Origin of the sequence: Aquamicrobium sp., from assembly GCF_023954335.1 — a bacterium.
Lineage (GTDB): Bacteria > Pseudomonadota > Alphaproteobacteria > Rhizobiales > Rhizobiaceae > Aerobium.
Window position 1 is genome coordinate 2,242,720 of the sequence record NZ_JAMLIE010000001.1, and the last position, 24,340, is coordinate 2,267,059.

General features: G+C 66.9%; 20 protein-coding genes, 1 tRNA gene, 2 pseudogenes and 1 riboswitch. Of the genes and pseudogenes, 7 read left to right on the forward strand and 16 right to left on the reverse strand.

Going from position 1 to position 24,340, the window contains the following annotated elements; genetic code table 11:
- From M9945_RS11105 to M9945_RS11135, 7 genes and pseudogenes are all read right to left on the reverse strand, one after another.
- Window positions 1-2,115 (reverse strand): dipeptide ABC transporter ATP-binding protein, encoded by a 2,115-nt coding sequence (locus tag M9945_RS11105; protein WP_367944538.1) that lies wholly within the window; start codon window positions 2,113-2,115, stop codon window positions 1-3.
- A complete protein-coding gene (locus tag M9945_RS11110; RefSeq protein ID WP_367944539.1) occupies window positions 2,105-2,938 on the reverse strand; it encodes an ABC transporter permease in 834 nt (277 codons plus the stop codon). The genes M9945_RS11105 and M9945_RS11110 overlap by 11 nt, the downstream gene beginning before the upstream one ends.
- Window positions 2,938-3,885 carry an ABC transporter permease gene (locus M9945_RS11115; RefSeq protein ID WP_367944540.1) on the reverse strand — a complete coding sequence of 316 codons (948 nt, stop codon included), beginning with the start codon at window positions 3,883-3,885 and terminating at the stop codon, window positions 2,938-2,940. Before M9945_RS11115 ends, M9945_RS11110 begins: the two co-directional genes overlap by 1 nt.
- 15 nt (window positions 3,886-3,900) lie before the next feature.
- Window positions 3,901-4,689, reverse strand: coding sequence for an acetoacetate decarboxylase family protein (locus M9945_RS11120; protein ID WP_367930455.1), 789 nt, complete (start codon window positions 4,687-4,689; stop codon window positions 3,901-3,903).
- A 73-nt stretch (window positions 4,690-4,762) separates the two neighbouring features.
- The gene (locus M9945_RS11125) at window positions 4,763-5,446 is read right to left on the reverse strand and encodes an acetoacetate decarboxylase family protein (protein ID WP_367944541.1); all 684 of its coding nucleotides are present in this window, start codon (window positions 5,444-5,446) and stop codon (window positions 4,763-4,765) included.
- A 71-nt stretch (window positions 5,447-5,517) separates the two neighbouring features.
- Window positions 5,518-6,303, reverse strand: a pseudogene (locus M9945_RS11130) (FAD-binding oxidoreductase); the annotation flags it as partial.
- An 8-nt stretch (window positions 6,304-6,311) separates the two neighbouring features.
- Window positions 6,312-7,559, reverse strand: a complete 1,248-nt coding sequence (locus M9945_RS11135) for an SRPBCC family protein (RefSeq protein ID WP_367929664.1) — start codon at window positions 7,557-7,559, stop codon at window positions 6,312-6,314.
- A gap of 112 nt (window positions 7,560-7,671) precedes the next feature.
- Window positions 7,672-7,882: riboswitch (cobalamin riboswitch) on the reverse strand.
- Window positions 7,883-8,037: 155 nt separating this feature from the next.
- Between M9945_RS11135 and metH the strand changes: the two genes are divergently transcribed.
- A complete protein-coding gene (gene metH / locus M9945_RS11140) occupies window positions 8,038-11,820 on the forward strand; it encodes a methionine synthase (RefSeq protein ID WP_367944542.1) in 3,783 nt (1,260 codons plus the stop codon).
- A 73-nt stretch (window positions 11,821-11,893) separates the two neighbouring features.
- Here the strand turns inward: metH and M9945_RS11145 are convergent.
- From M9945_RS11145 to folE, 5 genes and pseudogenes are all read right to left on the reverse strand, one after another.
- Window positions 11,894-11,969, reverse strand: a tRNA-Glu gene (locus M9945_RS11145).
- A gap of 137 nt (window positions 11,970-12,106) precedes the next feature.
- Complete coding sequence (locus M9945_RS11150) at window positions 12,107-13,237, reverse strand: YcbK family protein (protein WP_367944543.1); 1,131 nt, start codon at window positions 13,235-13,237, stop codon at window positions 12,107-12,109.
- A gap of 252 nt (window positions 13,238-13,489) precedes the next feature.
- Window positions 13,490-14,454, reverse strand: a pseudogene (locus tag M9945_RS11155) (patatin-like phospholipase family protein).
- A gap of 94 nt (window positions 14,455-14,548) precedes the next feature.
- A complete protein-coding gene (hisI, locus tag M9945_RS11160; protein ID WP_367929669.1) occupies window positions 14,549-15,001 on the reverse strand; it encodes a phosphoribosyl-AMP cyclohydrolase in 453 nt (150 codons plus the stop codon).
- Window positions 15,002-15,044: 43 nt separating this feature from the next.
- Window positions 15,045-15,728: a GTP cyclohydrolase I FolE gene (folE, locus tag M9945_RS11165; RefSeq protein ID WP_367944544.1), complete on the reverse strand. Its 684-nt coding sequence runs from the start codon at window positions 15,726-15,728 to the stop codon at window positions 15,045-15,047.
- Between the two features lie 231 nt (window positions 15,729-15,959).
- On the opposite strand from folE, the gene M9945_RS11170 reads away from it, so the two are divergent.
- The 4 genes from M9945_RS11170 to thrS all read left to right on the forward strand — a co-directional run bounded on the left by M9945_RS11170 (window position 15,960) and on the right by thrS (window position 19,303).
- Window positions 15,960-16,403, forward strand: coding sequence for an iron-sulfur cluster assembly scaffold protein (locus M9945_RS11170; RefSeq protein ID WP_367944545.1), 444 nt, complete (start codon window positions 15,960-15,962; stop codon window positions 16,401-16,403).
- A 16-nt stretch (window positions 16,404-16,419) separates the two neighbouring features.
- A complete protein-coding gene (yidD, locus tag M9945_RS11175) occupies window positions 16,420-16,770 on the forward strand; it encodes a membrane protein insertion efficiency factor YidD (RefSeq protein ID WP_367944546.1) in 351 nt (116 codons plus the stop codon).
- Window positions 16,771-16,860: 90 nt separating this feature from the next.
- A complete protein-coding gene (locus M9945_RS11180; protein ID WP_367929673.1) occupies window positions 16,861-17,034 on the forward strand; it encodes a YegP family protein in 174 nt (57 codons plus the stop codon).
- A 271-nt stretch (window positions 17,035-17,305) separates the two neighbouring features.
- A complete protein-coding gene (gene thrS / locus M9945_RS11185) occupies window positions 17,306-19,303 on the forward strand; it encodes a threonine--tRNA ligase (protein WP_367944547.1) in 1,998 nt (665 codons plus the stop codon).
- Window positions 19,304-19,503: 200 nt separating this feature from the next.
- On the opposite strand, the gene M9945_RS11190 is transcribed toward thrS, so the two are convergent.
- Window positions 19,504-20,415, reverse strand: a complete 912-nt coding sequence (locus M9945_RS11190) for a hypothetical protein (RefSeq protein WP_367944818.1) — start codon at window positions 20,413-20,415, stop codon at window positions 19,504-19,506.
- 205 nt (window positions 20,416-20,620) lie between these two features.
- Here M9945_RS11190 and M9945_RS11195 point away from each other — a divergent pair, with 205 nt between their 5' ends.
- Together M9945_RS11195 and M9945_RS11200 are read left to right on the forward strand one after the other, a co-directional pair.
- Window positions 20,621-21,205 (forward strand): nitroreductase, encoded by a 585-nt coding sequence (locus M9945_RS11195; RefSeq protein ID WP_367944548.1) that lies wholly within the window; start codon window positions 20,621-20,623, stop codon window positions 21,203-21,205.
- Between the two features lie 11 nt (window positions 21,206-21,216).
- Complete coding sequence (locus M9945_RS11200) at window positions 21,217-21,819, forward strand: flavin reductase family protein (protein WP_367944549.1); 603 nt, start codon at window positions 21,217-21,219, stop codon at window positions 21,817-21,819.
- A gap of 44 nt (window positions 21,820-21,863) precedes the next feature.
- On the opposite strand, the gene M9945_RS11205 is transcribed toward M9945_RS11200, so the two are convergent.
- The 3 genes from M9945_RS11205 to M9945_RS11215 are packed head-to-tail and all read right to left on the reverse strand — an operon-like array spanning window position 21,864 to window position 24,211.
- Window positions 21,864-22,274 carry a cyclophilin-like fold protein gene (locus M9945_RS11205; protein ID WP_367944550.1) on the reverse strand — a complete coding sequence of 137 codons (411 nt, stop codon included), beginning with the start codon at window positions 22,272-22,274 and terminating at the stop codon, window positions 21,864-21,866.
- 59 nt (window positions 22,275-22,333) lie between these two features.
- Window positions 22,334-23,416, reverse strand: a complete 1,083-nt coding sequence (locus M9945_RS11210) for an alpha/beta hydrolase (protein WP_367944551.1) — start codon at window positions 23,414-23,416, stop codon at window positions 22,334-22,336.
- Between the two features lie 30 nt (window positions 23,417-23,446).
- Entirely contained in the window at window positions 23,447-24,211 is a 765-nt protein-coding gene (locus M9945_RS11215) for a glucose 1-dehydrogenase (RefSeq protein WP_367944552.1), read from the reverse strand.
- Window positions 24,212-24,340 lie beyond the last annotated feature (129 nt).

Genomic DNA, 24,340 nt, shown 5'->3' on the forward strand with positions numbered 1-24,340 from the left:
TTATTCCTGTCCTGTCGTCACGGTGTCTCGGGGAGCCGACGTCCTCGACGGCCGGGATTGCCGGCCGAGCTCGTTCAGCGGAATGTGGCAGAAGACCTCGTGCCCGGCGCCGTCCGTCTGGCATGGAGGGGCCTCGGTCTCGCAGATCGCGCCGACCTTGCGGAAGCAGCGCGTGTGGAACACGCATCCCGTCGGCGGGTTGGAATGGCGTGGTATCTCGCCGGTGAGGGTGATGCGCCGTGCGCCGGCCTTGCGCCTGTCTTCGGTCGCGGTTTCCATTTGCGGAGCCGCAGAAAGCAGGGCTTCGGTATAGGGATGGTGCGGGCCGTCGAACACCGCCGCGGCCGGCCCGATCTCCATCACCCGTCCGAGATAGAGCACCATGATCCGGTCGGAGATGTAGCGGACTACGCCGAGATCGTGCGAGACGAAGACGAGGCTGAGCCCTTCGGTCCGCTGAAGGTCGGCGAGGAGGTTGACGATCGCGGCCTGCACGGACACGTCGAGGGCCGATGTCGGCTCGTCGCAGATGACGAGCCGGGGCTCGCCTGCGATGGCGCGGGCAATGGCGACGCGCTGCTTGAGGCCGCCCGAAAGCTCGACGGGCCGCGCCGCGATATGGTGCCCGTCGAGGCGCGCCTTCCCGGCGACCGCATCGATGCGCGCCGTGCATGCGGTGCCGGACAGGCCGAGCTGGCGACGGATGGTGCGCGACAGGATCTGGCCGACCGAATGGCTCGGGTTGAGCGAGGAGCCGGGATCCTGGAACACCATCTGGATGCCCCGGGTCTGCTCGGCGCTGCGTTTGCGGACGTGGCCGGGAAGGGGCGAGCCGGCATAGACCAGCGACGTTTCGTCGTCCGGCGCCTCCAGCCCGGTGATCACCTTGGCGAGGGTTGATTTCCCCGAGCCGGATTCGCCGACGATACCGAGCACCTCGCCGGCGCGGATCGCGAGGTCGATTCCCGAAAGGACCCTGACCCGGTGCGGCCCCTCGCCATAGCTCTTGTCGAGCTGCCGGGTCTCGAGAAGAACGGGGGCGGATGCGTCGCGCGCGGCGGTGCCGGCGAGGCGCGCCGTCCGGTCCGCTCCGGCGGCGAGCGAGGGGACCTCCTGATGCCGGTGGCACCACGTCACGTGGCCCGCCTCGTAGGCGACGGCCGGCGGCGGCGTGGTGCGGCATACCGGCTGGGCGAGGGGACAGCGCGCCTCGAACACGCAGCCCGCGATCGCCTCGCCCGGGCGGGGCGGAAAGCCGGGGATCGTCTCCAGCGGGCCGTCCGCCTTCTGCGCGCCCCAGTTGGGCGCGCAGCGCAGCAGCCGCGACGTGTAGGGATGGCGCGGGTTGCGGAACAGCGCCCCGGCGTCGCCTTCCTCGACCAGCCGTCCCGCATAGAGAACCCCGACCCGGTCGCAGACCTGGGCGACGAGCCCGAGATTGTGGCTGATGAAGAGATAGGAGACGCCCATTTCCGCACCGAGATGGCGCAGGAGGTCGATGATGTCGGCCTCGACGGTGGCGTCGAGGCCGGTCGTCGGCTCGTCGAGGATGATCAGCTCGGGCGATGCCGAGATCGCCATCGCGATCACCACCCGCTGCTGCATCCCCCCCGAGAGCTGGTGCGGATAGCTGCGCATGACCTTGGCGACGTCCGAGATCTTCACCTTGCGCAGGGCCGCCTCGGTCTCGCGCAGCGCCGCCTCGCCGGACAGGCCCTTGAGCTCGAAGACCTCGGCGACCTGCCGCGCTATGGTCAGGGTCGGGTTGAGGGCGGTGGAGGCGCTCTGGTAGACCATCGAGACGATGGACTTGCGCATCAGCATCAGCTCGCCGGCGGAAAGCCGCGACACCTCCCGTCCGGCGATGCGGATGGAGCCGCCGAGGGGCACGACGTTGTCGGGCAGATAATGCACCGCCGAGAAGGCCACCGTCGACTTGCCGCAGCCGGACTCGCCGACGAGACCGTAGGCCTCGCCCCTGCCGATGCTGAAGGACACGCCGCGCACCGTCTCGCGGGCGCGGCCGGCGATCCGGTAGGCGAGGCGCAGCCCCTCGATCTCCAGGATCGGGTCGGCCGGCTTCGCGACGGGCAGCAGCTGCGTTTCAACGGCCATTGACGAGCGTCTTCTCCGCGATGATGTTGATGGAAACCACGAGGCTGGCGATGGCGAGGGCCGGGAAGGCGACGGGCCACCAGAAGCCCGCGCTGATCAGGCCGTAGCTCTCGTAGATGGAGAGACCCCAGTCCGGGGTCGGGGGCTGGACGCCCATGCCGAGAAACGACAGGGTCGCGGCGACGAAGATCGCATAGCCGAGCCGCACCGTGGCCTCGACCACGATGGTGCCGAGGATGTTGGGCAGGATCTCGCGGAACAGGATGTAGGGCGTGTTCTCGGCCCGCATCAGCGCGGCGTGGATATAATAGCAGTTGCGCTCGCTCAGGACCGCCGCCCGCACCGTTCGCGCTACGACCGGGACGAAGACCAGGCCTATCACCAGCAGGACCGTGACCGAGGAAGGTCCGACCGCGACGATGGCGATCATAGCCAGCAGGACGACCGGCACGGCGAGGATCGCCTCGAATATCCGCATGATGAGGTCGGAGACGAAACCGCGGAAATAGCCGGTCAGCAGGCCGAAGAAGGTTCCGATGGTGATGGCGATGGCCGTGGCGGAAAGGGCGATCTGGACGACGCTGCGGCTGCCGGCCATCACGCGGGAAAGGACGTCGCGGCCGAGCCGGTCAGTGCCGAACCAGTGTTCCGGCGAGGGCGCCTTCAGGCGCTCTATGACGGAGACGGCAAGGGGATCGTAGGGCGTTATCCTGCTGCCGAAGATGGCGCAGACGATCCAGAACCCGACGATCAGCACGCTGATGGCCAGTCCGGGCGACGGCAGGCGGAGATTGCGGCTTGGCCGGTCTGCGATGTCGCTCATCAGGCGCCTCCGCTGCGCAGGCGAGGGTCGAGCGCCGCCTGGAGGATGTCGCCGAGGATCGTGACCAGGAAGAAGACCGCGCCGACGATCATCACGCCGCCCTGCAGGACCGGGAAGTCCTTCTGGCTGGCGGCGACGTAGAGCGCCTTGCCGACGCCGTTGTAGTTGAACAGGACCTCGATGACGACGAGGCCGCCGAAGATGTAGCCGATCTGGGTGGCGACCACCGCGATGGTCGGGATCAGGCCGTTGCGCAGGACATGGCGCACCACCACAACCTTGGCCGGCAGGCCCTTGAGGTGGGCGGTGCGCGCATAGTCGCTTTCGAGCGCGAGGATCAGGCCGGCCCGCGGCATGCGCAGGACATAGCCGCCCAGCCCGATCACCATGCATAGCGCCGGCAGCACGAGATGATGCAACTGGCTGAGCAGGCCCGCGTCGCGCGGCGCCGTGCCGCTGATCGGAAACCAGCCGAGCCCGACCGAGAACACGATCAGGAGGGTGATCCCGGTGACGAAATCGGGGATCGTCGTCGCGCTCGCCGCGCCGAGCGTGATGACGTGGTCGGTGGCGGTGCCGCGCCGGATCGCCGCCCAGATGCCGCCGGCAATGGCCAGCGGCACGAGCATGGCGACCACCAGCAGCGTCAGCTTGAACGAATTGAGCAGGGCCGGCCCGAGCAGTTCCGTAACCGGCATCTTCAGGCTGTAGGAGCGGCCGAGATCGCCCCGGAGCACGCCGAGGAGCCAGTCCGTATACTGCTCGATGGCCGGTCGGTCGGTTCCCAGCTCCCGGTTCAGCGCCGCGACCGCGGCGTCGTTGGCCGTGCCGCCGAGAATGCGGCGGCCGACATCGCCGGGCAGCACGCTGGTCGTCAGGAACAGGATGAGGCTCAGCAACAGCAGGGTGAACCCCGCCATCAGCAACCTGTAGATCCAGAATCTCATCCGGCCGTGCCTCCCTCAGGCGCTGGAAAGCCGGCTCAGGAACGCGGCCGAGGCCGTCGCTCCCACCACTTGCCCGTGGGCGCCGCGAAAGTCGCCGCTGAAGAACTCGCCATGGACGACCTTGCCATCGGCCAGCCAGGCGAGCTCATCGATGCCCGACGGGGTCGGCAGGAAGCTGATCGCTCCTTCGCCGCTCGTCGTGACCAGCGACGACGACGACAGCACGTCCCGCCTGATGATCTGCTGCAGCATCACCTCGTCCCGCTCGACGGAAGGGATGGATTGCAGGAGCAGGTTCGGCGTCCGCGCGACATCGGCGGGCGCGGTCCGTTCCTGTCCCGGCTCGTCGATCACGAGGGACAGGTCGAAGCGGGCGGTCGGCCGGGTCATGGTTCCGCTGACGACCCGCCCGGAGCGCTGCATCGAAAGCTCCGCCTGCTTGATCGGAAAGCCCGCGGCCTCGCGGCCGGGATAGATCCCGTAGTCCTTGTTCTTGAAGCAATGGGCGTAGTAGCCGCCGATATGCTCGCCGTAGCGGACGGGAACGACGACCCCGAACGAGCCGTAGGGAGGGCCGGAATTATCCTCGTAGCCGGCCATGCCGAAGGTGGTGGGGTAGACATAGGCCTCCACCCAGGCATGCGCCGAGACGAAGTCGAACGGCGTCGGTTCGAGCACGCGCGCGACCGCATCGGCATCGACTTCCATAAGCAGCGAGATGCCGAAGCAGTCGCCTCCGTAGTTTCCCACGCTGCGGTAGAGCGGATGGTGCAGGGGAACGGCACCGGAATGCGGCTCGGTCATGAATACCTCCTCGTCTCCGGCGCTGCGCGGAGACCTGACATGGTTTCGCGAGGACCCGTACGGTCGGGCTGGGTCAGACGCCCAGCCGCTTGCGCAACTCGGGCGAGGCCGTGGTCGACAGGACCGTTCCGAACGCGCCCCGGAACTTGCCGCTGAAGAACTCGCCATAGATCGGCCGCCCGGCCTTAAGCCATGCGAGCTCGTCGACCCCCGAGCCCGTCGGCAGGAAGTCGACGGCGGGCTCGCCGGCCACGGCGGTCAGCGACGACGACGACGAGACGTCGCGCTTGATGATCTGCTGCAGCATCACCTCGTCCCGCTCGACCGAGGGGATGGACTGCAACAGCAGATGCGGCGAGCGCACGACGTCGACCGGCGGCTTCGCCGCCCCGTCGCCGATGACGAGCGAGAGATCGACGCTTGCCGTCGGGCGCCGCGTCGTGGCGGTGACGGCGCGGCCGACCTTCTGCATGCGCAGCTCGGCATATTTGATGGGAAAGCCCATCGCCTCGCGGCCGGGGGCGGTCCCGTAGTCCTTGTTCTTGAAGCAATGGGCGTAGTAGCCGCCGGTATGCTCGCCGAAGCGGGCGGGGATCACCACGCCGGTGGAGCCATAATAGTCCCCGAACGTGTCCTCGTATTCGGCGAAGCCGGTGATCGTGGTGTAGATATAGGCCTCGATCCAGGCATAGGGCGCGACGAACTCGAAGGGCGTGGGAGCAAGGACCTTTTCGATCTCGCTCCGGTCGACCTCCATCAGGATGGAGATGCCGAGGCAGTCTGCCGCGCGGTATCGGCCGCCGGCATACCCGGGAGCGGCATCGGCATCGCCGCGGGCCGGCCGAAGCTCTCCTCGTGATAATGCGCCATGTCGAAGCCGGCGCCGCAGAGAATGTCGCGCACGCCCTGCATGAAAGGCTCCGGCCCGCAGCAGAACGCTTCCCGCTCGAGAAAGTCGGGAGACAGGAGCGGCAGGCGCGCGGCGTCGATCCGCCCCCTGTGGCCGGACCAGCTTTCGCAGCCCGACCGTTCCTCGACGAGGAAGGACAGCGAAAGACCCGGCATGAGGCTGCCGAGCAATTCGAGCTCCCGGCGGAAGATGATGTCCTGCGGCCGCCTCGCGCAGTGGACGAAGGCGACGTCGGCAGCCGGCGCGCAGTCGCTCAGCCAGCGCAGCATCGACATCGTCGGCGTGATGCCGGAGCCGGCGGAAACGAAGAGATATCTCGCCGCCGGATGGTTGTGATGGGAAAAATCGCCGGCCGGCCCGTACGCCTTGAGCCGCGCCCCGATCGCCAGATTGTCGAACATCCAGCGGGTGCCGATGCTGTCGGCCTGCGCCTTCACCGTCACCGCGATGGAGAAGGGGCGCGAGGGCGAGGACGACAGCGTGTAGGTGCGCATGATCGGCCCGCCCTCGACGGGCAGTTCGAGGGTGACGAACTGTCCGGGCTTGTAGCGGAACCATGTCTGCGCATCGGAGCGGAAGACGAAAGTCTTCACCTGCGGCGCCTCGTCGAATATGCCGGTCACTTCCAGCACCTGGAGCCGGTCGTTCCACGGCGTCATCTCGTCGAGGTGGCGGTAGGGGGAAAAATCGGTGATCGCGTTCATCGCTGTTCCTATGCCACGTCGCGCAGCGCGGGCTTGCCGGTCTCGGCGAGACGCGGCCCGATGGACGCCGCATACCATTCGAGGAACTGCATCACGCCGCCCTCGTGTTCCGCCGAATAGGGTCCGGGCTCGTAGGCCGGCGATCCGATGCCGAACGCGTTCTCCTCGACGATCCGCCGGTCCTCGTCGTTGGTCATGGTCCAGACATGGGTGAGCTCTTCAAGCGTGTAGTCGACGCCCTCGACCGCATCCTTGTGGACCAGCCATTTGGTCGTCACCGCCGTCTCGGTCGGGCCGAGCGGCAGCACGCGGAAGGTCACCGCATGGTCGCCGAGCACATGGTTCCATGTGGTCGGATAGTGATAGAGCAGCAGCGCGCCGATGCGATCGGCCGAGACGCTGTCGGACAGGTTGCGCCGGACGGCGCGCCGGCCGGTCATCGTGTAGCTGACGGCATCGCGCAGAAGGGGAGCGCGGGTGGCACGGTACTGCCCGCTTTTGTCGATGCCGAAACGCGAGGGCAGGCCGGCGGCCTCGCAATGCTCCCAGTGCGCCAGGATGTCCGGGTCGCTTTCCGCCCCGCTCACTCCGGTCACGGTCGGGGCTTCCGGATAGGTCTTGCACAGTTCCGGATGGTTGGCCGCGCAGTGGTAGCACTCGCGGTTGTTTTCCCAGACCAGCTTCCAGTTGCCCTTCTCGATGATCGTGGACTCGTAGGCGACCTTGGCCTCGACAAGCCGGTGCGGCGCGAAATAGGGCTCCATCAGCGCGCGGAACGGCGCGAAGTCGGCCGGCTCGTCCGCCAGGCAGATGAAGATGTAGCCGGCGACGCTCTCGCAGGCGACGGGTTTCATGCCGAAATCCTGCTTGCGGAAATCGTCTCCCATCTGGCGGGCGAAGACCAGCGAGCCGTCGAGGTCGTAGGTCCACTGGTGGTAGGGGCATACGAGCTTCGCCGCCATGCCCCTTTGCGCGGTGCACACCCGGCTGCCGCGGTGGCGGCATGTGTTGTGCAGGGCGCGGATGACGCCGTCGCGGCCGCGCACCACCACCACCGGATAGGCCCCGACCTGCAAGGTGAAATAGCTGCCCGGCCTGGCGATCTCGCAATCGTGACCGACAAACAGCCAGTCGCGATACCAGATCAGCTCGAGGTCGAGCCTGTAGAAATCCGGATCGACATAAAAAGGTTGTTCGAGGCTGAAGCCGTCGCGCCGCGCGTGGATCAGCCTCAGCATTTCATTGCGCGCATCCATGTCCGTCCTCGCATTCTCACAAGGACTGAACTGGTGGTGATTTGAGGGGAGATGGCCGCGGGCACGGCATTGCCCGATGCGCGTCTGCCTCTTGACCGCCCACCGCGATCAGTCGGGTTGTACCGTCCAGGGCTGGTTTCCGGGCTCCGGAGCCGTCCGTTTGAAGGACTGTCCCGACGCCTTCCCGGACCTTTTCGATCCAGTGGCGTCCGTCGGGACTTTCAGCTCCGCTACCGTTGCGGGGGCAGCGCCGGCGTCAAACCGGCTTCCCAATTATCTCTCCGGGGAATCCTCCGGGGAGCACCTTGAACGTCACGATCAGATCACGAACGCGGCGAGATCGCGAGCGCGAAAGCGACATCGGCGTGAACCAAAGGCGACAGGCGCTTCTTTTCAATAGGAGCGGCGAGCATATTGACATAAAGATGTCTTTATGTGACGTGACTGTATGTCGCATCAGGAACGCAGGGCGTCGCAAATGTCATCTCTCGACGAGCTCTTCGGCCCCGTCGCCCCCAAACGGGATGGCGCGGAAATTCTGGCCGCCCTGCAAAAGGCGGCGCGCGAGCGCATCCTCGTTCTCGACGGCGCGATGGGCACCCAGATCCAGGGGCTGGGCTTTGCCGAGGATCATTTCCGCGGCGACCGCTTTACCGGCTGCGCCTGCCACCAGCAGGGCAACAACGATCTGCTCATCCTCACCCAGCCGAAGGCGATCGAGGACATCCATTATGCCTACGCCAGGGCGGGCGCCGACATCGTCGAGACCAACACTTTTTCCTCGACCTCCATCGCGCAGGCCGACTACGGCATGGAGGAGATGGTCTACGAGCTGAACCGCGACGGCGCGCTGCTGGCGAAGCGCGCGCTGCGCCGCGCGGAGCAGGAGGACGGACGGCGCCGCTTCGTCGCCGGCGCGCTGGGGCCGACCAACCGCACCGCATCGATCTCGCCAGATGTCAACAATCCCGGCTATCGCGCCGTCACCTTCGACGATCTGCGCCTCGCCTATGGCGAGCAGCTGCGCGGGCTGATCGACGGCGGCGCCGACATCATCTTGATCGAGACGATCTTCGACACGCTCAACGCCAAGGCGGCGATCTTCGCCTGCGGGGAGATATTCACGGAAAAAGGGATCCATCTGCCGGTGATGATCTCCGGCACCATCACCGACCTTTCCGGCCGCACCCTTTCAGGCCAGACGCCCACGGCCTTCTGGCATTCGATCCGCCATGCGAAACCCTTTTCGGTCGGTCTGAACTGCGCGCTGGGCGCGGCCGCGATGCGCCCGCATCTGACCGAGATTTCCGGCGTCGCCGACACGTTTACCTGCGCCTATCCCAATGCCGGCCTGCCCAACGCCTTCGGCCAGTATGACGAGACGCCCGACTTCATGGCCGCCCAGGTCGAGGAATTCGCGCGCGAGGGACTGGTCAATGTCGTCGGCGGCTGCTGCGGCTCGACGCCGGAGCACATCGCCGCCATCGCCGAGGCGGTTGCGAAGCACCCGCCGAGAAGCGTTCCGAAGCTGAAGCCGCGGATGCGCCTGTCGGGGCTGGAGCCGTTCACGCTGACGAAGGACATCCCCTTCGTCAATGTCGGCGAGCGCACCAACGTCACCGGCTCGGCGCGCTTCCGCAAGCTCATCACCGCCGGCGACTACGCCGCCGCCCTCGACGTGGCGCGCGACCAGGTCGAGGGCGGCGCGCAGGTCATCGACATCAACATGGACGAGGGCCTGATCGACTCGCAGAAGGCGATGGTCGAGTACCTCAACCTGATCGCCGCCGAGCCCGACATCGCCCGCGTGCCGGTGATGATCGACAGCTCCAAATGGGAGGTGATCGAGGCCGGCCTCAAATGCGTTCAGGGCAAGCCCATCGTCAACTCGATCTCGATGAAGGAGGGCGAGGACGCCTTCCTTCATCATGCGAGGCTGTGCCGGATGTACGGCGCGGCCGTCGTGGTCATGGCCTTCGACGAGGCCGGGCAGGCCGATACGAAGGAGCGCAAGGTCGAGATATGCACCCGCGCCTATAAGCTGCTGACGGAGACGGCCGGCTTCGCGCCCGAGGACATCATCTTCGATCCGAACGTCTTCGCCATCGCCACCGGCATCGAGGAGCACGACAATTACGGCGTCGACTTCATCGAGGCGACGCGGGAGATCACCGCTACCCTGCCGCACGTCCACATCTCGGGCGGCGTGTCGAACCTGTCCTTCTCCTTCCGCGGCAACGAGCCGGTGCGCGAGGCCATGCACGCGGTGTTCCTCTACCACGCCATCCAGGCGGGCATGGACATGGGCATCGTCAATGCCGGTCAGCTCGCCGTCTACGAGTCCATCGATTCCGAGCTGCGCGAGGCCTGCGAGGACGTCGTGCTCAACCGCAAGCCGGCGGCGGGCGGCACGGCGACGGAGCGGATGCTCGACATTGCCGAGCGTTTCAGGGGCGCGGGCGCGAAGGAAGCGAAGGAGAAAGACCTCGCCTGGCGTGAATGGCCGGTCGAAAAGCGCATCGCGCACGCGCTGGTCAACGGCATCACCGAGTTCATCGACGCAGACACGGAGGAGGCGCGGCTCAACGCCGAGCGCCCGCTCCACGTCATCGAGGGACCGCTGATGGCGGGCATGAACGTCGTCGGCGACCTGTTCGGCGCCGGCAAGATGTTCCTGCCGCAGGTGGTGAAGTCCGCCCGCGTCATGAAGCAGGCCGTCGCGCTGCTTCTGCCCTACATGGAGGCGGAGAAGGCGGCGAACGGCGGCGGCGCGCGCGAGAGCGCCGGCAAGATCCTGATGGCGACGGTGAAGGGCGACGTCCACGACATCGGCAAGAACATCGTCGGCGTCGTGCTTGCCTGCAACAATTACGAGATCATCGACCTCGGCGTGATGGTGCCGGCGACGAAGATCCTCGAGACGGCGAAGGCCGAGAAGGTCGACATCATCGGCCTTTCCGGCCTTATCACGCCGTCTCTCGACGAGATGGCGCATGTCGCGGCCGAGATGGAGCGCGAAGGCTTCGACATCCCGCTGCTGATCGGCGGGGCGACGACCAGCCGCGTCCATACGGCCGTGAAGATTCATCCACGCTACAGCCAAGGCCAGGCCGTGCATGTGAACGACGCGAGCCGCGCGGTCGGCGTGGTGTCGAACCTCCTGTCGCATGACATGAAGCCGTCCTATGTCGAGAACCTGCGCGCCGAGTACAGGAAGGTCACGGAAGCGCATGAGCGCTCCGAGCGCGAGAAGCAGCGCCTGCCGCTGGCGAAGGCGCGCGCCAACGCCCACAGGATCGACTGGGCGGACTACCACCCGCCGAAACCCTCTTTTACCGGAACACGGGTATTCGAGACGTGGGATCTGGCCGAGCTTGCGCGCTACATCGACTGGACGCCGTTCTTCCAGACCTGGGAGCTGAAGGGTCGCTACCCCAAGATTCTCGATGACGAGAAGCAGGGGCCCGCCGCGCGCCAGCTCTTCGAGGATGCGCAAGCGATGCTGGCCAGGATCATCGACGAGAACTGGTTCGCGCCGAAGGCCGCGATCGGTTTCTGGCCGGCCAACACCGTTGGCGACGATATCAGGCTGTTCACGGATGAAAGCCGTTCAGGCGAACTGGCGACCTTCTTCACCCTGCGCCAGCAACTGACCAAGCAGGCCGGCAGGGCGAACGTCGCCCTGTCGGATTTCGTCGCGCCGCTGGACAGCGGCAAGCCCGACTGGATCGGCGGCTTCGTGGTGACGGCCGGCATCGAGGAAGTGGCGATCGCCGAGCGCTTCGAGCGCGCCAACGACGACTATTCCTCGATCATGGTCAAGGCGCTGGCCGACCGCTTCGCCGAAGCCTTCGCCGAGCGCATGCACGAGAAGGTGCGCAAGGAGTTCTGGGGTTACGCGCCGGACGAGAGCCTTTCGCCGGACGACCTGATCGGCGAACCCTATCAGGGCATCCGGCCGGCGCCGGGCTACCCCGCCCAGCCCGACCATACCGAGAAGGTCACGCTCTTCCGTCTGCTCGACGCGGAAAGGAACGCCGGCGTCAGCCTGACCGAAAGCATGGCCATGTGGCCGGGCTCCTCCGTGTCGGGCATCTATCTCTCCCATCCCGAAAGCTATTATTTCGGCGTGGCGAAGGTGGAGCGCGATCAGGTCGAGGACTACGCCGCCCGCAAGGGGATGGATCTCGCCGCGGTTGAACGCTGGCTGGGGCCGATCCTGAACTACGTGCCGGCATCCTATGCCGAGGCGGCCGAATAAACAGAGTGCCTTTATCCCAGACCATCACGAACCCGGGTCGGATGGGGAGAGTAGGCCAGGTATCTGATTTGATTGGCACGCCCAACGGGACTCGAACCCGTGTTTCCGCCGTGAAAGGGCGGCGTCCTAGACCGCTAGACGATGGGCGCTGGCCGGAACGAAGTGGCTTATAGGGGGCAAAGGGCCGGCGGGCAACCCACCGGCGGCGCGATCGGAAGGAAAATTTGCCGCGTCCACAATATCGAAGGATGAAGGCGGATCGCCGCCTGATGGCGGGGAGGGCGGCCTATTTGCGCCGGCGGCAGCGCCAGTTCCAGTCGCGCTCGGGGCCGACGTCGATATGCACGGAATCGGTGTGGCAATAGGTGCCGACGCCGCCGCGGCCGGGCATCGAGCGCACGAAGCTGGCGAGCTCCCATTTCGAGACGCCCTCGACCTGCACGTCGGCCGCCGCGCAGTACATGTGCAGCGAGTTGCGCGCGCCGCGCGCGCGGCGGTTCTTGTCGGGCGAGCGGTAGCCCGAGGTCACCACGACCTTCCGGCCGTAGTTCTTCTCCACCGCCTTGAGCACGCGCACCAGAGACGGCTTCAGGCAGGCGACGTCGACATGGTCGGTCTGCTTCATCAGCCCGTTGGGCGCGAGGCGCGCCAGGCCCGCGGCCGAGGCGAACTGGACGCCCGGCTCCTCGCCCTCGTGCAGGTCGATGTCGCTGTCGTCGTCCATGCCGGAGCGGCGGGATATCTCGTAGAGCGCGCCGCCCTCGCGCACGCCGGGAAGCGGCGAGGCGTTGCCGGACGACGGGCCGGTCCTCACCAGCGGCGCGGCGGGCTGGCCGGTGGAGGCCAGTTGCACGATCGGCTGGGCGGGCGTCGCCGTCGAGGCGGCCGCCGGCCGCGACGCCGTCGGGTCGATCAGGGGGCGGGCGGTCTTCTGCTGCGGCGCGGCCGGCGCGGCGGGCGAGAAGAACGAGGACAGGAAGCTGCGCTTCTTCTGTGCCGGAGCGGTCGGCGCGAGCGCCGCGATCGCGACCGGGGCGGCGTCGCCGGCAGCTGGCGCGGCGGCCTCTGTGCCGTCGGTCGAGCCCTGCTCCTCGAGCCTGTCGGAAGGGGTGGGCATCGCCGTGGCGGGCTGCCCCGTCGCGGCCACCGCGACCTCTGTCGCTGCCGCGGCTTCGGAGCCGGGGCGCAACGCCGGCGCGGCGACGACGCTGTCGGGAAGGAGCGGATCGCCCTCTTCGACGACGAAGCTCGCCACAGTCTCGGTCGGCGCGGTCTGGCCGGCGTCGGCGGCGAGCGGCGGCTCGGCCGGGGTCTGCTGCGACTGGATGGGAGCGATGTCGGCGGTTGCGAAGCCGAAAGGCACGTCGGAATCGGAGGTGGCGCAGGACGCGAGAAGCGCAGATGCGAACGCGGCCAAAAGGGCGCGTTTTCCGCTGCGTATCAGGCGCGTCCCCTCAGCTTTCAAAGATCCATCCCTCTTCCAAAGACCGGATAAACCGCGGCCGACAAAACGTCCGGCGCCCTCGGCATGTCGACGGTTTCCGATTGCCGGAACGAGACCTAACGAATCCCGAACCGCTCCGCAACCTTCCGGCTAGGGATGAATTAAGGCAAGATCATGATTCCGCCGCGAATTTGCCCGCATTTGCCGGGGTCTTTCGCAGGTCGGTCAGGCGAGGACGCCGCGCAGCCGTTCCAGTTCGCCCAGTTGCGCCCGCGCGGTCTCGTAGCCGAGGCGGATCGCCTCGTCGGCGCGGTGGAACTCGGTCAGCCCGATATGGCCGAGCTTCGGCAGCAGCGACAGATCCGGCGGATCGCCGGCCATGCGCGCGCGCGAAATCCGGTCCTGGATGATGTTGAACGCCTCGACCATGACGCCGGTGATGCCGAGCTTGGCCTCGCGCTCGCTCGGCCCGCGGTCGACGACCAGCTCCGTCTCGCCTTCGCCTTCGGCCGTGTCGGCGCTGTGCTTGATGACGGCGGCGCGGCCGAACAGGTCGTAATGCAGGTTGACCGCGACGACGAGCGGCTGCTCGTAGGCGCGGCAGACCGACACCGGCACCGGGTTGACCAGCGCCCCGTCGACCAGCACGCGCCGGTTGCAGGCGACGGGCTCGAACACGCCGGGCAGCGCGTAGGAGGCGCGCATGGCGGTGATCAGCGAGCCGTTCGACAGCCAGATCTCGTGGCCGGTGCGGATCTCGGCGGCGACGCAGACGAAGGGCCGGCTGAGGTCCGAGAAGGTGGTGCCGTTCAGATGCTCCTGCATCTTGGCGGTCAGCTTCAGCCCGCCGAGCAGGCCGCTGCCGCCGAGGTGAAATCGAGCAGGCCGAAGATGCGCCGCTTGGTCAGCGAGCGGGCGAATTCCTCGAGCTCGTCGAGCTTTCCGGCGAGATAGCAGCCGCCGACCAGCGCGCCGATCGAGGTGCCGGCGATCATGTCGATCTCGATGCCGGCCTCGTCGAGCGCGCGCAGGACGCCGATATGCGCCCAGCCGCGGGCGGCCCCGCCGCCCAGCGCCAGCGCGATGCCGGCCTTTTTCTTCGGTGTCGGTTCGACGATACGCGGCTCGGTCGGCAGGTCGCCGCCATTGCCGCCCTCATGCCTGCTACGCAAAGACGCCCACTCGAGCATCGCACTTCACTCCCGTTCCCCAAGGCCACCATACGCCCCGGTCGTATCGAAAGCGTGAATGCGGCTTCGTGGCCGTTTTATGGGGACGGGTCGGCTAGTCCTTGCCGCCATAGACGGCGCGGGGGTCGAATTTCGCCCCGCTGCCGTCGTCGGCCAGCCGCGCCTTCCCGTCCTCGATGCGCACGCTTCTGTAGAAGCAGGAACGCCGGCCGGTGTGGCAGGTTGCATCGTGGCCTCCTACCGAGACCTTCAGCCACACGGCGTCCTGGTCGCAGTCGGTCCTGACCTCGTCGACATGCAGAAGATTGCCGGAGGTCTCGCCCTTCTTCCACAGTCTGCCGCGCGAGCGTGACCAGAAATGGGCGATGCCGGTTTCGAGGGTCAGCCTGAGCGCCTCGTCATTCATGTGGCCGACCATCAGCAGCTCGCCGTCGCCGGCGTCGGTGACGACGGCCGTCACCAGCCCGCCGGCATCGAAGCGGGGCGTGAACAGGTCGCCTTCCTCAAGCTCGGCCTTGTCGGAAGCGGGGAGGGGAAAGAAGGGCATGTCGGGGCCTGTGGTTTGCGGGGCGGCGCGGCGTCCGGCCGGATCAGCCGGCAAGGCCGTTCCGCAGCATCATCATGAAGCGGGCCTGCTCTTCCGGGTGGTCCCGGAACGCGCCCGTGAACGTCGTGGTCAGCGTGGTCGAGCCTTCCTTGCGGATGCCGCGCATGGCCATGCACATATGCTCGGCCTCGATGATGACCGCGACGCCGCGCGGCTTCAGCGTCTCGTGGATCGACCCGGCGATCTGCGCCGTCAGCGCCTCCTGCGTCTGCAGGCGGCGGGCGAAGATGTCGACCACGCGGGCGATCTTGGAAAGGCCGACGACCCGCCCGGCCGGCAGGTAGGCGACATGCGCCTTGCCGATGATCGGCACCATGTGGTGCTCGCAATGCGAATGGAAGCGGATGTCCTTGACCAGCACCATGTCGTCATAGCCTGCGACCTCCTCGAAGGTGCGGCCGAGCTCCTCTGCCGGGCACTGGTCGTAGCCGGAGAACATCTCGCGGAAGGCGTTGGCGACGCGCCGCGGCGTGTCGACCAGCCCCTCGCGCTCGACGTTGTCGCCGGTCCAGCGCAGCAGGGTGCGCACCGCCGCCTCAACCTCGTCCTGCGAGGGGCGGTCGGTGACGGGCTTGTCCATATAGGCGGCACGCGCCTTTTCCGGCTCGCCGGCGGCGGGTTGCGTGGAATCGGCGCGAGGAGGGAAGGTCTTGACCACGGCGTCCATGAGGGCGTCTCCCGTAGTTCCTTTCGCGGAAGGAACGAGTTGAACGGACCACTGCCCTTCACGGGAAGCTGGCGGGCCAGCCTCCGGCAAGCGGCGGCATTGTTGTCGTCCCGAGGCCATCATGCCGCGCCGGGCGCGGCTTGTGGCTGGCGGAACCCGACCATTATATAAGGGCAATCGGCGCGATTGGAAGGTGTGCCGTCCTGCAAGAGCCGGCGAGGCCGAAAATCCATGATCGACGAGATCTACAACGCCAGAATTCTTGGCTTTGCCGGCAATATCGGCCGCATCGGCCGCCTCGATGCGCCGGACGCGACCGCGACCGCCCATTCGAAGCTGTGCGGCTCGACCGTGATCGTCGACATCCGCATGGACGGCGACACCGTCGCCGATTTCGCCCATGAGGTGAAGGCGTGCGCGCTCGGGCAGGCCTCGTCCTCGGTGATGGCGCGCAACGTGGTCGGCGCAACAGTGGCCGAGCTGCGTGACGTGCGCGAGACGATGCTGAGGATGCTGAAGGAGAACGGCCCGCCGCCTGAAGGGCGGTTCAGGGACCTGAGATATCTCGAGCCCGTGCGCGACTACAAGGCCCGCCACGCCTCGACCATGCTGACCTTCGATGCGGTGGTCGACGCCATCGACCAGATCGAGAAGAAGCGCGCCGCGGGGGCCTGAACGGGAGGCGCGGGCGATGTCCGACAACAGACGTTCGCGCAACTGGCCCGGCCCGTGGCGCAAGACGCCGGGGCGCATCCTCGGCACCGCGCTCGTGCGGCTCTACCAGCTCACCCTTTCCGGCTTCGTCGGCAATTCGTGCCGCCATTTCCCGACATGCTCGGAATACGCCTACGAGGCCATCGCCCGCCACGGCCTGTGGGCCGGCGGCTTCATGGGGCTGTTCCGCTTCGCCCGCTGCGGGCCGGGCGGCACCCATGGAATCGACCTCGTGCCCGAGACGCTCGATTCGGCCTATGTCTGGTACAAGCCGTGGCGCTACTCGGCGATTTCGCGGAAAAAACCGGGTACAGACCGTAAAAGCTGAGGCGCGGAGGCTGCTTTTTCTTGACTGCCATATGCGTTCGGGCTGAATTTCCGTCAGGGACACCGGAATCAGTCAACAGGAGAGGCATCGATGCACAAGTTCGAGATCTACAAGGACAAGGCTGGCGAGTATCGCGTCCGCTTCAGGTACAACAACGAGATCATGTTCTCGACCGAGGGATACACCTCGAAGGCGAGCGCCCAGAACGCCATCGACTCGATCAAGAAGAACGGCCCCGGCGCGCCGGTCGAGGACAACAGCTAGATCCTGCCTCCTTCCTGACAGACGAAGAGCCGGTGCCGCGAGGCGCCGGCTCTTTACGTATTGGAGGCGCGCTTATATGTGTGCGCCGTGACGCCGGCCGTGCATCGCCGCCGGCTCTAGCATTTTGCAGTCAAGTGGAATCACTTGACGTTGCATAAATGCGGCTAAAACAAACGGACAGAGCGGCAGCCCGGATTTATCCGGGCGTCCGCCGCTCTGATCTTGACTGGCCACCCGCGTTCGTAGGCGGGACTGGATAGGAGAATTTCCGATGGCACCCGTTTCCATGACATTTCCCGATGGCTCCGTCCGCGAATACGACGCGGCGACGACCGGCGCCGCGCTCGCGGAATCGATCTCGAAGTCGCTGGCCAAGAAGGCCGTCGCCTACGCGGTCGACGGCACGCTGCGCGACCTTTCCGATCCGCTGGGCGCTTCCGGCAAGGTCGAGATCGTCACCCGCGACGACCCGCGCGCGCTGGAGCTGATCCGCCACGACGCCGCCCATGTGCTGGCCGAGGCCGTGCAGGAGCTGTGGCCGGGAACGCAGGTGACCATCGGCCCGGTGATCGAGAACGGCTTCTATTACGACTTCGCGCGCAACGAGCCGTTCACGCCCGACGACTTCCCCGCCATCGAGAAGAAGATGCGCGAGATCGTCGCCCGCAACAAACCCTTCACCAAGGAGGTATGGGACCGCGAGAAGGCGAAGCAGGTGTTCCGCGACAAGGGCGAGGCCTACAAGGTCGAGCTGGTCGACGCGATCCCCGAGGGGCAGGACCTCAAGATCTACTATCAAGGCGACTGGTTCGACCTGTGCCGCGGCCCGCACATGGCCTCGACGGGGCAGATCGGCAGCGCCTTCAAGCTGATGAAGGTGGCCGGCGCCTACTGGCGCGGCGACGCCAACAACCCGATGCTGACGCGCATCTACGGCACGGCATGGGCCGACCAGGCCGGGCTCGACCAGTATCTCCACATGCTGGAGGAGGCGGAGAAGCGCGACCATCGACGCCTCGGCCGCGAGATGGACCTGTTCCATTTCCAGGAGGAGGGGCCGGGCGTCGTCTTCTGGCACGCCAAGGGCTGGAAGATGTTCCAGAACCTGATCTCCTACATGCGCCGCCGCCTCGGCGACGACTATCAGGAGGTCAACGCGCCGCAGGTGCTCGACAAGTCGCTGTGGGAGACCTCCGGCCACTGGGGCTGGTATCAGGAGAACATGTTCGCGGTGAAGTCGGCCCACGCCTTCACCCATCCCGACGATCCCGAGGCCGACCAGCGCGTCTTCGCGCTGAAGCCGATGAACTGTCCAGGCCACGTCCAGATCTTCAAGCACGGGTTGAAGTCCTACCGCGATCTGCCGATAAGGCTTGCGGAATTCGGCAACGTCCATCGCTACGAGGCATCCGGGGCCTTACATGGTCTCATGCGGGTCCGCGCGTTCACGCAGGACGACGCCCACATCTTCTGCACCGAGGACCAGCTCGAGGCGGAGATCCTCAAGATCAACGACCTGATGATGTCGGTCTACAAGGATTTCGGCTTCGAGGAGGTGGTGGTGAAGCTCGCCACAAGGCCGGAGAAGCGCGTCGGCACTGACGCGGCATGGGACCACGCCGAGGACATCCTGCGGCGCGCGCTCCAGCGCATGGCGCGCGAGGACAACCGCATCAAGACCGGCATCAACGAGGGCGAGGGCACGTTCTACGGCCCGAAATTTGAGTATACGCTCAAGGACGCCATCGGCCGCGAATGGCAGTGCGGTACCACGCAGGTCGACTTCAACCTGCCGGAGCGCTTCGGGGCGTTCTATATTGGCGCGGATTCGGAGAAGAAGCAGCCGGTGATGATCCACCGCGCCATCTGCGGCTCGCTGGAGCGCTTCCTCGGCATCCTGATCGAGAGCCATGCCGGCCACATGCCGCTGTGGTTCGCGCCGGTGCAGGTGGTGGTGGCGACCATCACCTCCGACGCCGACGACTACGCGAAAAGCGTCACTGCTAGGCTGAAGGCCGCCGGGCTGGCGGCCGAGGCGGACCTGCGCAACGAGAAGATCAACTACAAGGTGCGCGAGCATTCGCTCGCCAAGGTGCCGGTCATTCTCGTCTGCGGCCGCCGCGAGGCGGAGGAGGGGACGGTCAATCTGCGCCGCCTCGGCTCGCGCGATCAGGAGGCGATGACCCTCGACGCCGCCATCGCCGCGCTGGTCGACGAGGCGACGCCGCCGGACATCCGGCGTGTGCGGGACGAGGCGCAGGCGGCGTAGCAGGGCGTGAAAACCGTCGTTTGCTGGCGCTGCCCCTCATCCGCCCTTCGGGCACCTTCTCCCCGTGAACGGGGAGAAGGGGAAGCGGCAAGGTCGCGGCAATCTCTCCTCTCCCCGTTCACGGGGAGAGGATGCCGGCAGGCAGGTGAGGGGCAGCGTCGGCGGTCGATCATCGAGGCCGACGCATCTCAGCGGGAATCTCAGTCCGTCTCCGCGTCGGCTTCCGCCTCCGTCACCAGCACCTCGACGTCCTGGTTGCGGCCGGCGGTGACGGTGAACTCCCGCTGGTAGATGCGCTCGCGGTTCTTGGCGACGACGGCGTATTCGCCTTCGGCCAGCACCATCGAGGCGAAGGCGCCGACGCTTTCGTGGACCACGTCGCCGGAATCGGTCAGCACCGACCACGAGGTGTCGGCGATGGCTTCGCCGCCCTTGTCGCGCACGAGCTTCAGCGTCAGCTCGGCCGCCTTGTGCTCGACCGTCGCCTCGGTCAGCTTGCCGGCCTCGACATGGATGTCGGAGCGGATCACCGCGTTGACCGTGCCGTAGGTCGAGACGACGTGGTAGGTGCCGGAATTGAGCCGCACCACCGTGTTCGGCTGCACGTCGGGGATGATGAGCGCCCGCTCGCCGTTGACGTCGGCCTCCGCCTCGTAGATCGAGAAGCGCAGGCGCGCCGGTGGGATGCGCACGCCGCCCGACAGTACCGCGTCGAGCTTGAGGCCGCCGGCGTTGAGCACGACCGATTCGGTCTTGGCGTCCTTGCCGATGGTGATGCGCTTGGTCGCCCCGGCGCGGCCGAACGAGGCATGGATAAGGTAGCTGCCCGGCTCCAGCGTGAAGATGCCGCTGCCGCCCTGCGACGAGGCGACCATCGGCAGCTTGCCGTCGGCGTCCGCGTCGGGGCTGAACACGCGCCAGACAAGCCCGCGCGTGATCGCCGGGCCGTCCTCGGTCAGGTGGGCCGACAGCGTCACCTGGCCTTCGCCGCGCGCGGCGAGCGGCCCCTGCTGGGCCGGCGAGGCGTAGCCGGAAAGGCCGGGCATGTTGAGGTTGCGCAGCACGTCGCCGCCCGGTTCCTGCGCGGCGGCAGGAGCCAGCGCGGCGCACAGCGCCAGCCACCCGGCGAAGCCTTTGGCAAGCAGCCTTGTGAACGGTGTGGTCACAGCCCCTCTCATGGCTTGCCTTGAACCGCAGAGCGGTGGCAATTTCAAGGCGAGAAACGCATCCTCCTTCCCGCGATGCGTCCCCGACAGGCATCCGGCGTGAAGTCCGGTACCCGACAACCGGCTTTCCCCAACCTCCGGGAGACGAGAAGTGAACCAGCCAGTCATCGATTTCCTTTTGTCGCGCAGGTCGAAGCCGATCGGCGAGCTGAAGGAGCCCGGCCCTTCGGACGCCGATATCCGCACCATGCTCACCGCCGCCGCCCGCGTGCCCGACCATGGCCGGCTCGCCCCGTGGCGCTTCATCCTCTATCGCGGCGACGCGCGCCACCGCGTCGGCGAGGCGCTGGCCGCGCTGGCGGAAAAGCGCGAGGGCGAGCTGCCCGAGCATCGCCGCCAGCAGGAGCTGGCGCGGTTCTCGCGCGCGCCGCTGGTCGTCGGCGTCGTCTCGGTTCCGCGCGACCACCCCAAGGTGCCGGATTGGGAAAAGTTCCTCTCCGGCGGCGCTGCGGCGATGAACCTCCTGATCGCGGCCGGCGCGCTCGGCTACGGCGCGAGCTGGATCACCAACTGGTACGCCGACGACGAGGAGGGCAAGCGCATCCTCGGCATCGCTCCGGCCGAGCGCGTCGTCGGCTTCGTTCATATCGGAACCTACGACGGAACGACGCCCGAGCGCCCGCGCCCCGAGCTCGCCGACATCGTTTCCAATTACGCCGGCCCGTGGCAAGGATAGGCAGCAAAACCATGTTCTACGAACCGTCGAAGGGCCACGGCCTGCCGCACGACCCGTTCAAGGCTATCGTCGCCCCGCGCCCCATCGGCTGGATCTCGACGGTTCGTGGCGACGGCTCGCCCAATCTCGCGCCCTATTCCTTCTTCAACGCGCTGGGCACCGACCCGCATCTCGTCATGTTCTCGTCCGAGGGCGAGAAGGACAGCGTGACGTTCGCGCGCGAGACCGGCGAGTTCGTCGTCAATCTCGTCAGTCACGATCTGGTGGAGAAGATGAACGCGTCGAGCGTCGACGCCCCGCGCGGCGTCTCCGAGTTCGACTATGCCGGGCTGACGCCGCAGCCCTCGCGGCTGGTCCGCCCGCCGCGCGTCGGCGGGGCGCATGCCGCGCTCGAATGCAAGGTGACGGAAATCCACCGGCCGAAGGGGCTGGACGGCGAAAGCGGCGAGCGGTTCATGGTCATCGGCGAGGTCGTCGGCATCCACATCGACGAGGCGATGATGACGGACGGCCTGTTCGACATCGTCAAGGCCGGCAGCGTCGCCCGCCTCGGCTACATGGACTACGCCGCGGTGACGGAAATCTTCTCCATGCAGCGGCCGCGCTGGAAATAATGAGGAGGCCGAAGGCCGGCGCCGCATTCGCAGGCGATGCCGCGTCAGTCGACGCGCGTCACGTCGACCGTGACGTCGCCCGGCCTGTCGAAGATCGACACGTCGCCCTCGACCTGTCCCAGGACGATGATGCCCGGCGACGGGACGCGGCCGCTGCGGTAGTAGACAACGAAGTCGCGGCCGCCCCACAGGCCCAGCGTGCCGACGGAGAAATCGCGTTGCCGGGGCAGCTCGGGCAGGGCGGAGGGCAGCCTGCCGGTCTTTTCCTGCCGCAGATGGTCGCTCATCCCGATGGTCAGCGGCAGCATGGCCGACAATTCGCGGGCGGCGGCGTTGTCGGCCAGCACGGCCGTGACCTCGCCCCAGCCGGAGGAAATGCGGATGCGGTCTTGCGCCATGACGGCTCCGGTCGTTGCCAATGTGACGGCGGTGGCGGTCAGCAGGGATCTCAGCATGTCGTCGCTCTGCTCCCTTTGGCGGAAAGCGGGGCCTGCACGGGCAGGCCCCGTCCACCTTAAGCGGAAAGATGCTGCGCGAAGAAGGATTGCAGCCTGTCGAAGGGGATCATATCCGCCTTGTCGTAGAGATCGACATGGTTGGCCCCCGGAACGATCAGCAGTTCCTTCGGCTCAGCCGCAGCCTCATAAGCGGTTTCGCTGAAGTAGCGCGAATGGGCGTTCTCGCCGTGGATCAGCAGGACCGGACGCGGCGCGATCTCCTTGATGTAGGTCAGGATCGGCATGTTCATGAACGACAGCGGCGTCGTGATCGTCCAGGCGTTGCCCGAGTTGACCGCGCGCGCATGGTAGCCGCGCGGCGTCATGTAATAATCGTGGTAGTCGACCAGAAACTGCGCCTCGCCGCCGTGCAGCTCGTTGTAGGGCGGCTGGTAGGCCGGTGTTCCGTTCGCCGCGTCTTCCCAGCGCTGGCGGCTCAGTTGCTCCAGCGTCTGCGCGCGCTGTTCGGGGGTGACGCTGTCGTTGTAGCCCCGGGACATCACGCGCGTCATGTCGTACATGGTGCTGGTCGCGACGGCCTTGACGCGCTTGTCGGCAGCCACGGCGTTCAATGCCATGCTGCCCCAGCCGCAGATGCCGATGACGCCGATGCGCTCGCGGTCGACCGAAGCGTGGAGGCCGAGATAGTCCACCGCCGCCATGAAATCCTCGGTGTTGATGTCGGGCGAGGCGACGTTGCGGGGTTCGCCGCCGCTTTCGCCGGTGTAGGACGGATCGAAAGCCAGCGTGACGAACCCACGCTCGGCCATGGTCTGCGCATAAAGACCCGACGACTGCTCCTTGACCGCGCCGAACGGCCCGCCGACGGCGATGGCCGGAAGGCGGCTGCCGGCACGATCTTTCGGCAGATAAAGACCGCCCGACAGCGTGATGCCGTAGCGGTTGGTGAAGGTCACCTTCTCGTGGTCGACCTTCCCGCTGCGCGAAAAAGTCTTGTCCCATTCGTTCGACATAGTCTGAGCCTTTGCGTTGGAAACGGTGAAAATCGAGGCCGCGCCGAAGGCGGCGATGCCGGTCCCGGTCAGCTTCAGAAGGTCGCGCCGGGCAAGGCCCGCATGGGGGGATTTGGTCCTGTTCATGTCGATCTCCTGTTTTTTTGGTGGGACGCGTCAGACCGTCTGGCCGCCGTCGACGACGACCGCCGCGCCGAGCGTGAAGCCCGCACCTTCCGAGCAGAGCCACAGCACGCTGGCCGCGATTTCCTCCGGCCGGCCGAGGCGTCCGATCGGCTCCTGTGCGATCGCGGCCTGCAAGCCCTCGGGCGTGCCGCCGGTGAAGCGGTCGATCATCGCGGTATGGACGATGCCGGGGCAGATGGCGTTCACGCGGATGTTCCTGCCGGCGTAGTCCAGCGCCGCCGCCTTGGTCAGGCCGATCACGCCGAACTTGGCGGCGTTGTAGATGGCATGGCCGGCGAACCCCTTGACGCCCGCGCCGGACGAGGCGTTGACGATGGCCCCGCCGCCACGCTCCAGCATCCGGGGCGCCTGCTGCTTGATGCAGTAGAAGACGCCGCTGAGATTGATCGACAGGTTGCGGTTCCACAGCTCGCCCGGAATCTCGTGCGCCGGTCTCAGGACCGGCTCGACGCCGGCGCTGTTGAAGGCGAAGTCGAGCCCGCCGAAGGCCGCGACCGTCTGCTCGACAGCCGCCGCGACCTCGGCTTCCTGCGCGACATCGCAGCGGATCGCGACGGCCTTGCCGCCCGCCGCCTCGATCTGCCGGACGGTCTCGTCCATGCCGTCCCGCGAAAGGTCGACGACGGCAACCTGCGCGCCGGCCTGCGCAAAGGCCAGCGCCGTCGCGCGGCCAAGGCCGCTGCCGCCGCCCGTTATGAACGCGACTTTCCCTGAATAGTCGAATGAAGGGTTCATGGCCGGGCTCCGCACCTGATGCGTCTTGCGATGCCGTATAACTAGCATCGGCCGAACTCATGGATTAGAGACACGTCTTCGTTTAGACTTATCGACTAAAGCCATGAATTGCCTTGATTGGAGAACGCC

Coding starts and splice junctions, on each gene's coding strand:
- M9945_RS11105 (WP_367944538.1), bottom strand. CDS start 2,115: ATGGCCGTTGAAACGCAGCTGCTGCCCGTCGCGAAGCCGGCCGACCCG.
- M9945_RS11110 (WP_367944539.1), bottom strand. CDS start 2,938: ATGAGCGACATCGCAGACCGGCCAAGCCGCAATCTCCGCCTGCCGTCG.
- M9945_RS11115 (WP_367944540.1), bottom strand. CDS start 3,885: ATGAGATTCTGGATCTACAGGTTGCTGATGGCGGGGTTCACCCTGCTG.
- M9945_RS11120 (WP_367930455.1), bottom strand. CDS start 4,689: ATGACCGAGCCGCATTCCGGTGCCGTTCCCCTGCACCATCCGCTCTAC.
- M9945_RS11125 (WP_367944541.1), bottom strand. CDS start 5,446: ATGGAGGTCGACCGGAGCGAGATCGAAAAGGTCCTTGCTCCCACGCCC.
- M9945_RS11135 (WP_367929664.1), bottom strand. CDS start 7,559: ATGGATGCGCGCAATGAAATGCTGAGGCTGATCCACGCGCGGCGCGAC.
- metH (WP_367944542.1), top strand. CDS start 8,038: ATGTCATCTCTCGACGAGCTCTTCGGCCCCGTCGCCCCCAAACGGGAT.
- hisI (WP_367929669.1), bottom strand. CDS start 15,001: ATGCCCTTCTTTCCCCTCCCCGCTTCCGACAAGGCCGAGCTTGAGGAA.
- folE (WP_367944544.1), bottom strand. CDS start 15,728: ATGGACGCCGTGGTCAAGACCTTCCCTCCTCGCGCCGATTCCACGCAA.
- M9945_RS11170 (WP_367944545.1), top strand. CDS start 15,960: ATGATCGACGAGATCTACAACGCCAGAATTCTTGGCTTTGCCGGCAAT.
- yidD (WP_367944546.1), top strand. CDS start 16,420: ATGTCCGACAACAGACGTTCGCGCAACTGGCCCGGCCCGTGGCGCAAG.
- M9945_RS11180 (WP_367929673.1), top strand. CDS start 16,861: ATGCACAAGTTCGAGATCTACAAGGACAAGGCTGGCGAGTATCGCGTC.
- thrS (WP_367944547.1), top strand. CDS start 17,306: ATGGCACCCGTTTCCATGACATTTCCCGATGGCTCCGTCCGCGAATAC.
- M9945_RS11200 (WP_367944549.1), top strand. CDS start 21,217: ATGTTCTACGAACCGTCGAAGGGCCACGGCCTGCCGCACGACCCGTTC.
- M9945_RS11205 (WP_367944550.1), bottom strand. CDS start 22,274: ATGCTGAGATCCCTGCTGACCGCCACCGCCGTCACATTGGCAACGACC.
- M9945_RS11210 (WP_367944551.1), bottom strand. CDS start 23,416: ATGAACAGGACCAAATCCCCCCATGCGGGCCTTGCCCGGCGCGACCTT.
- M9945_RS11215 (WP_367944552.1), bottom strand. CDS start 24,211: ATGAACCCTTCATTCGACTATTCAGGGAAAGTCGCGTTCATAACGGGC.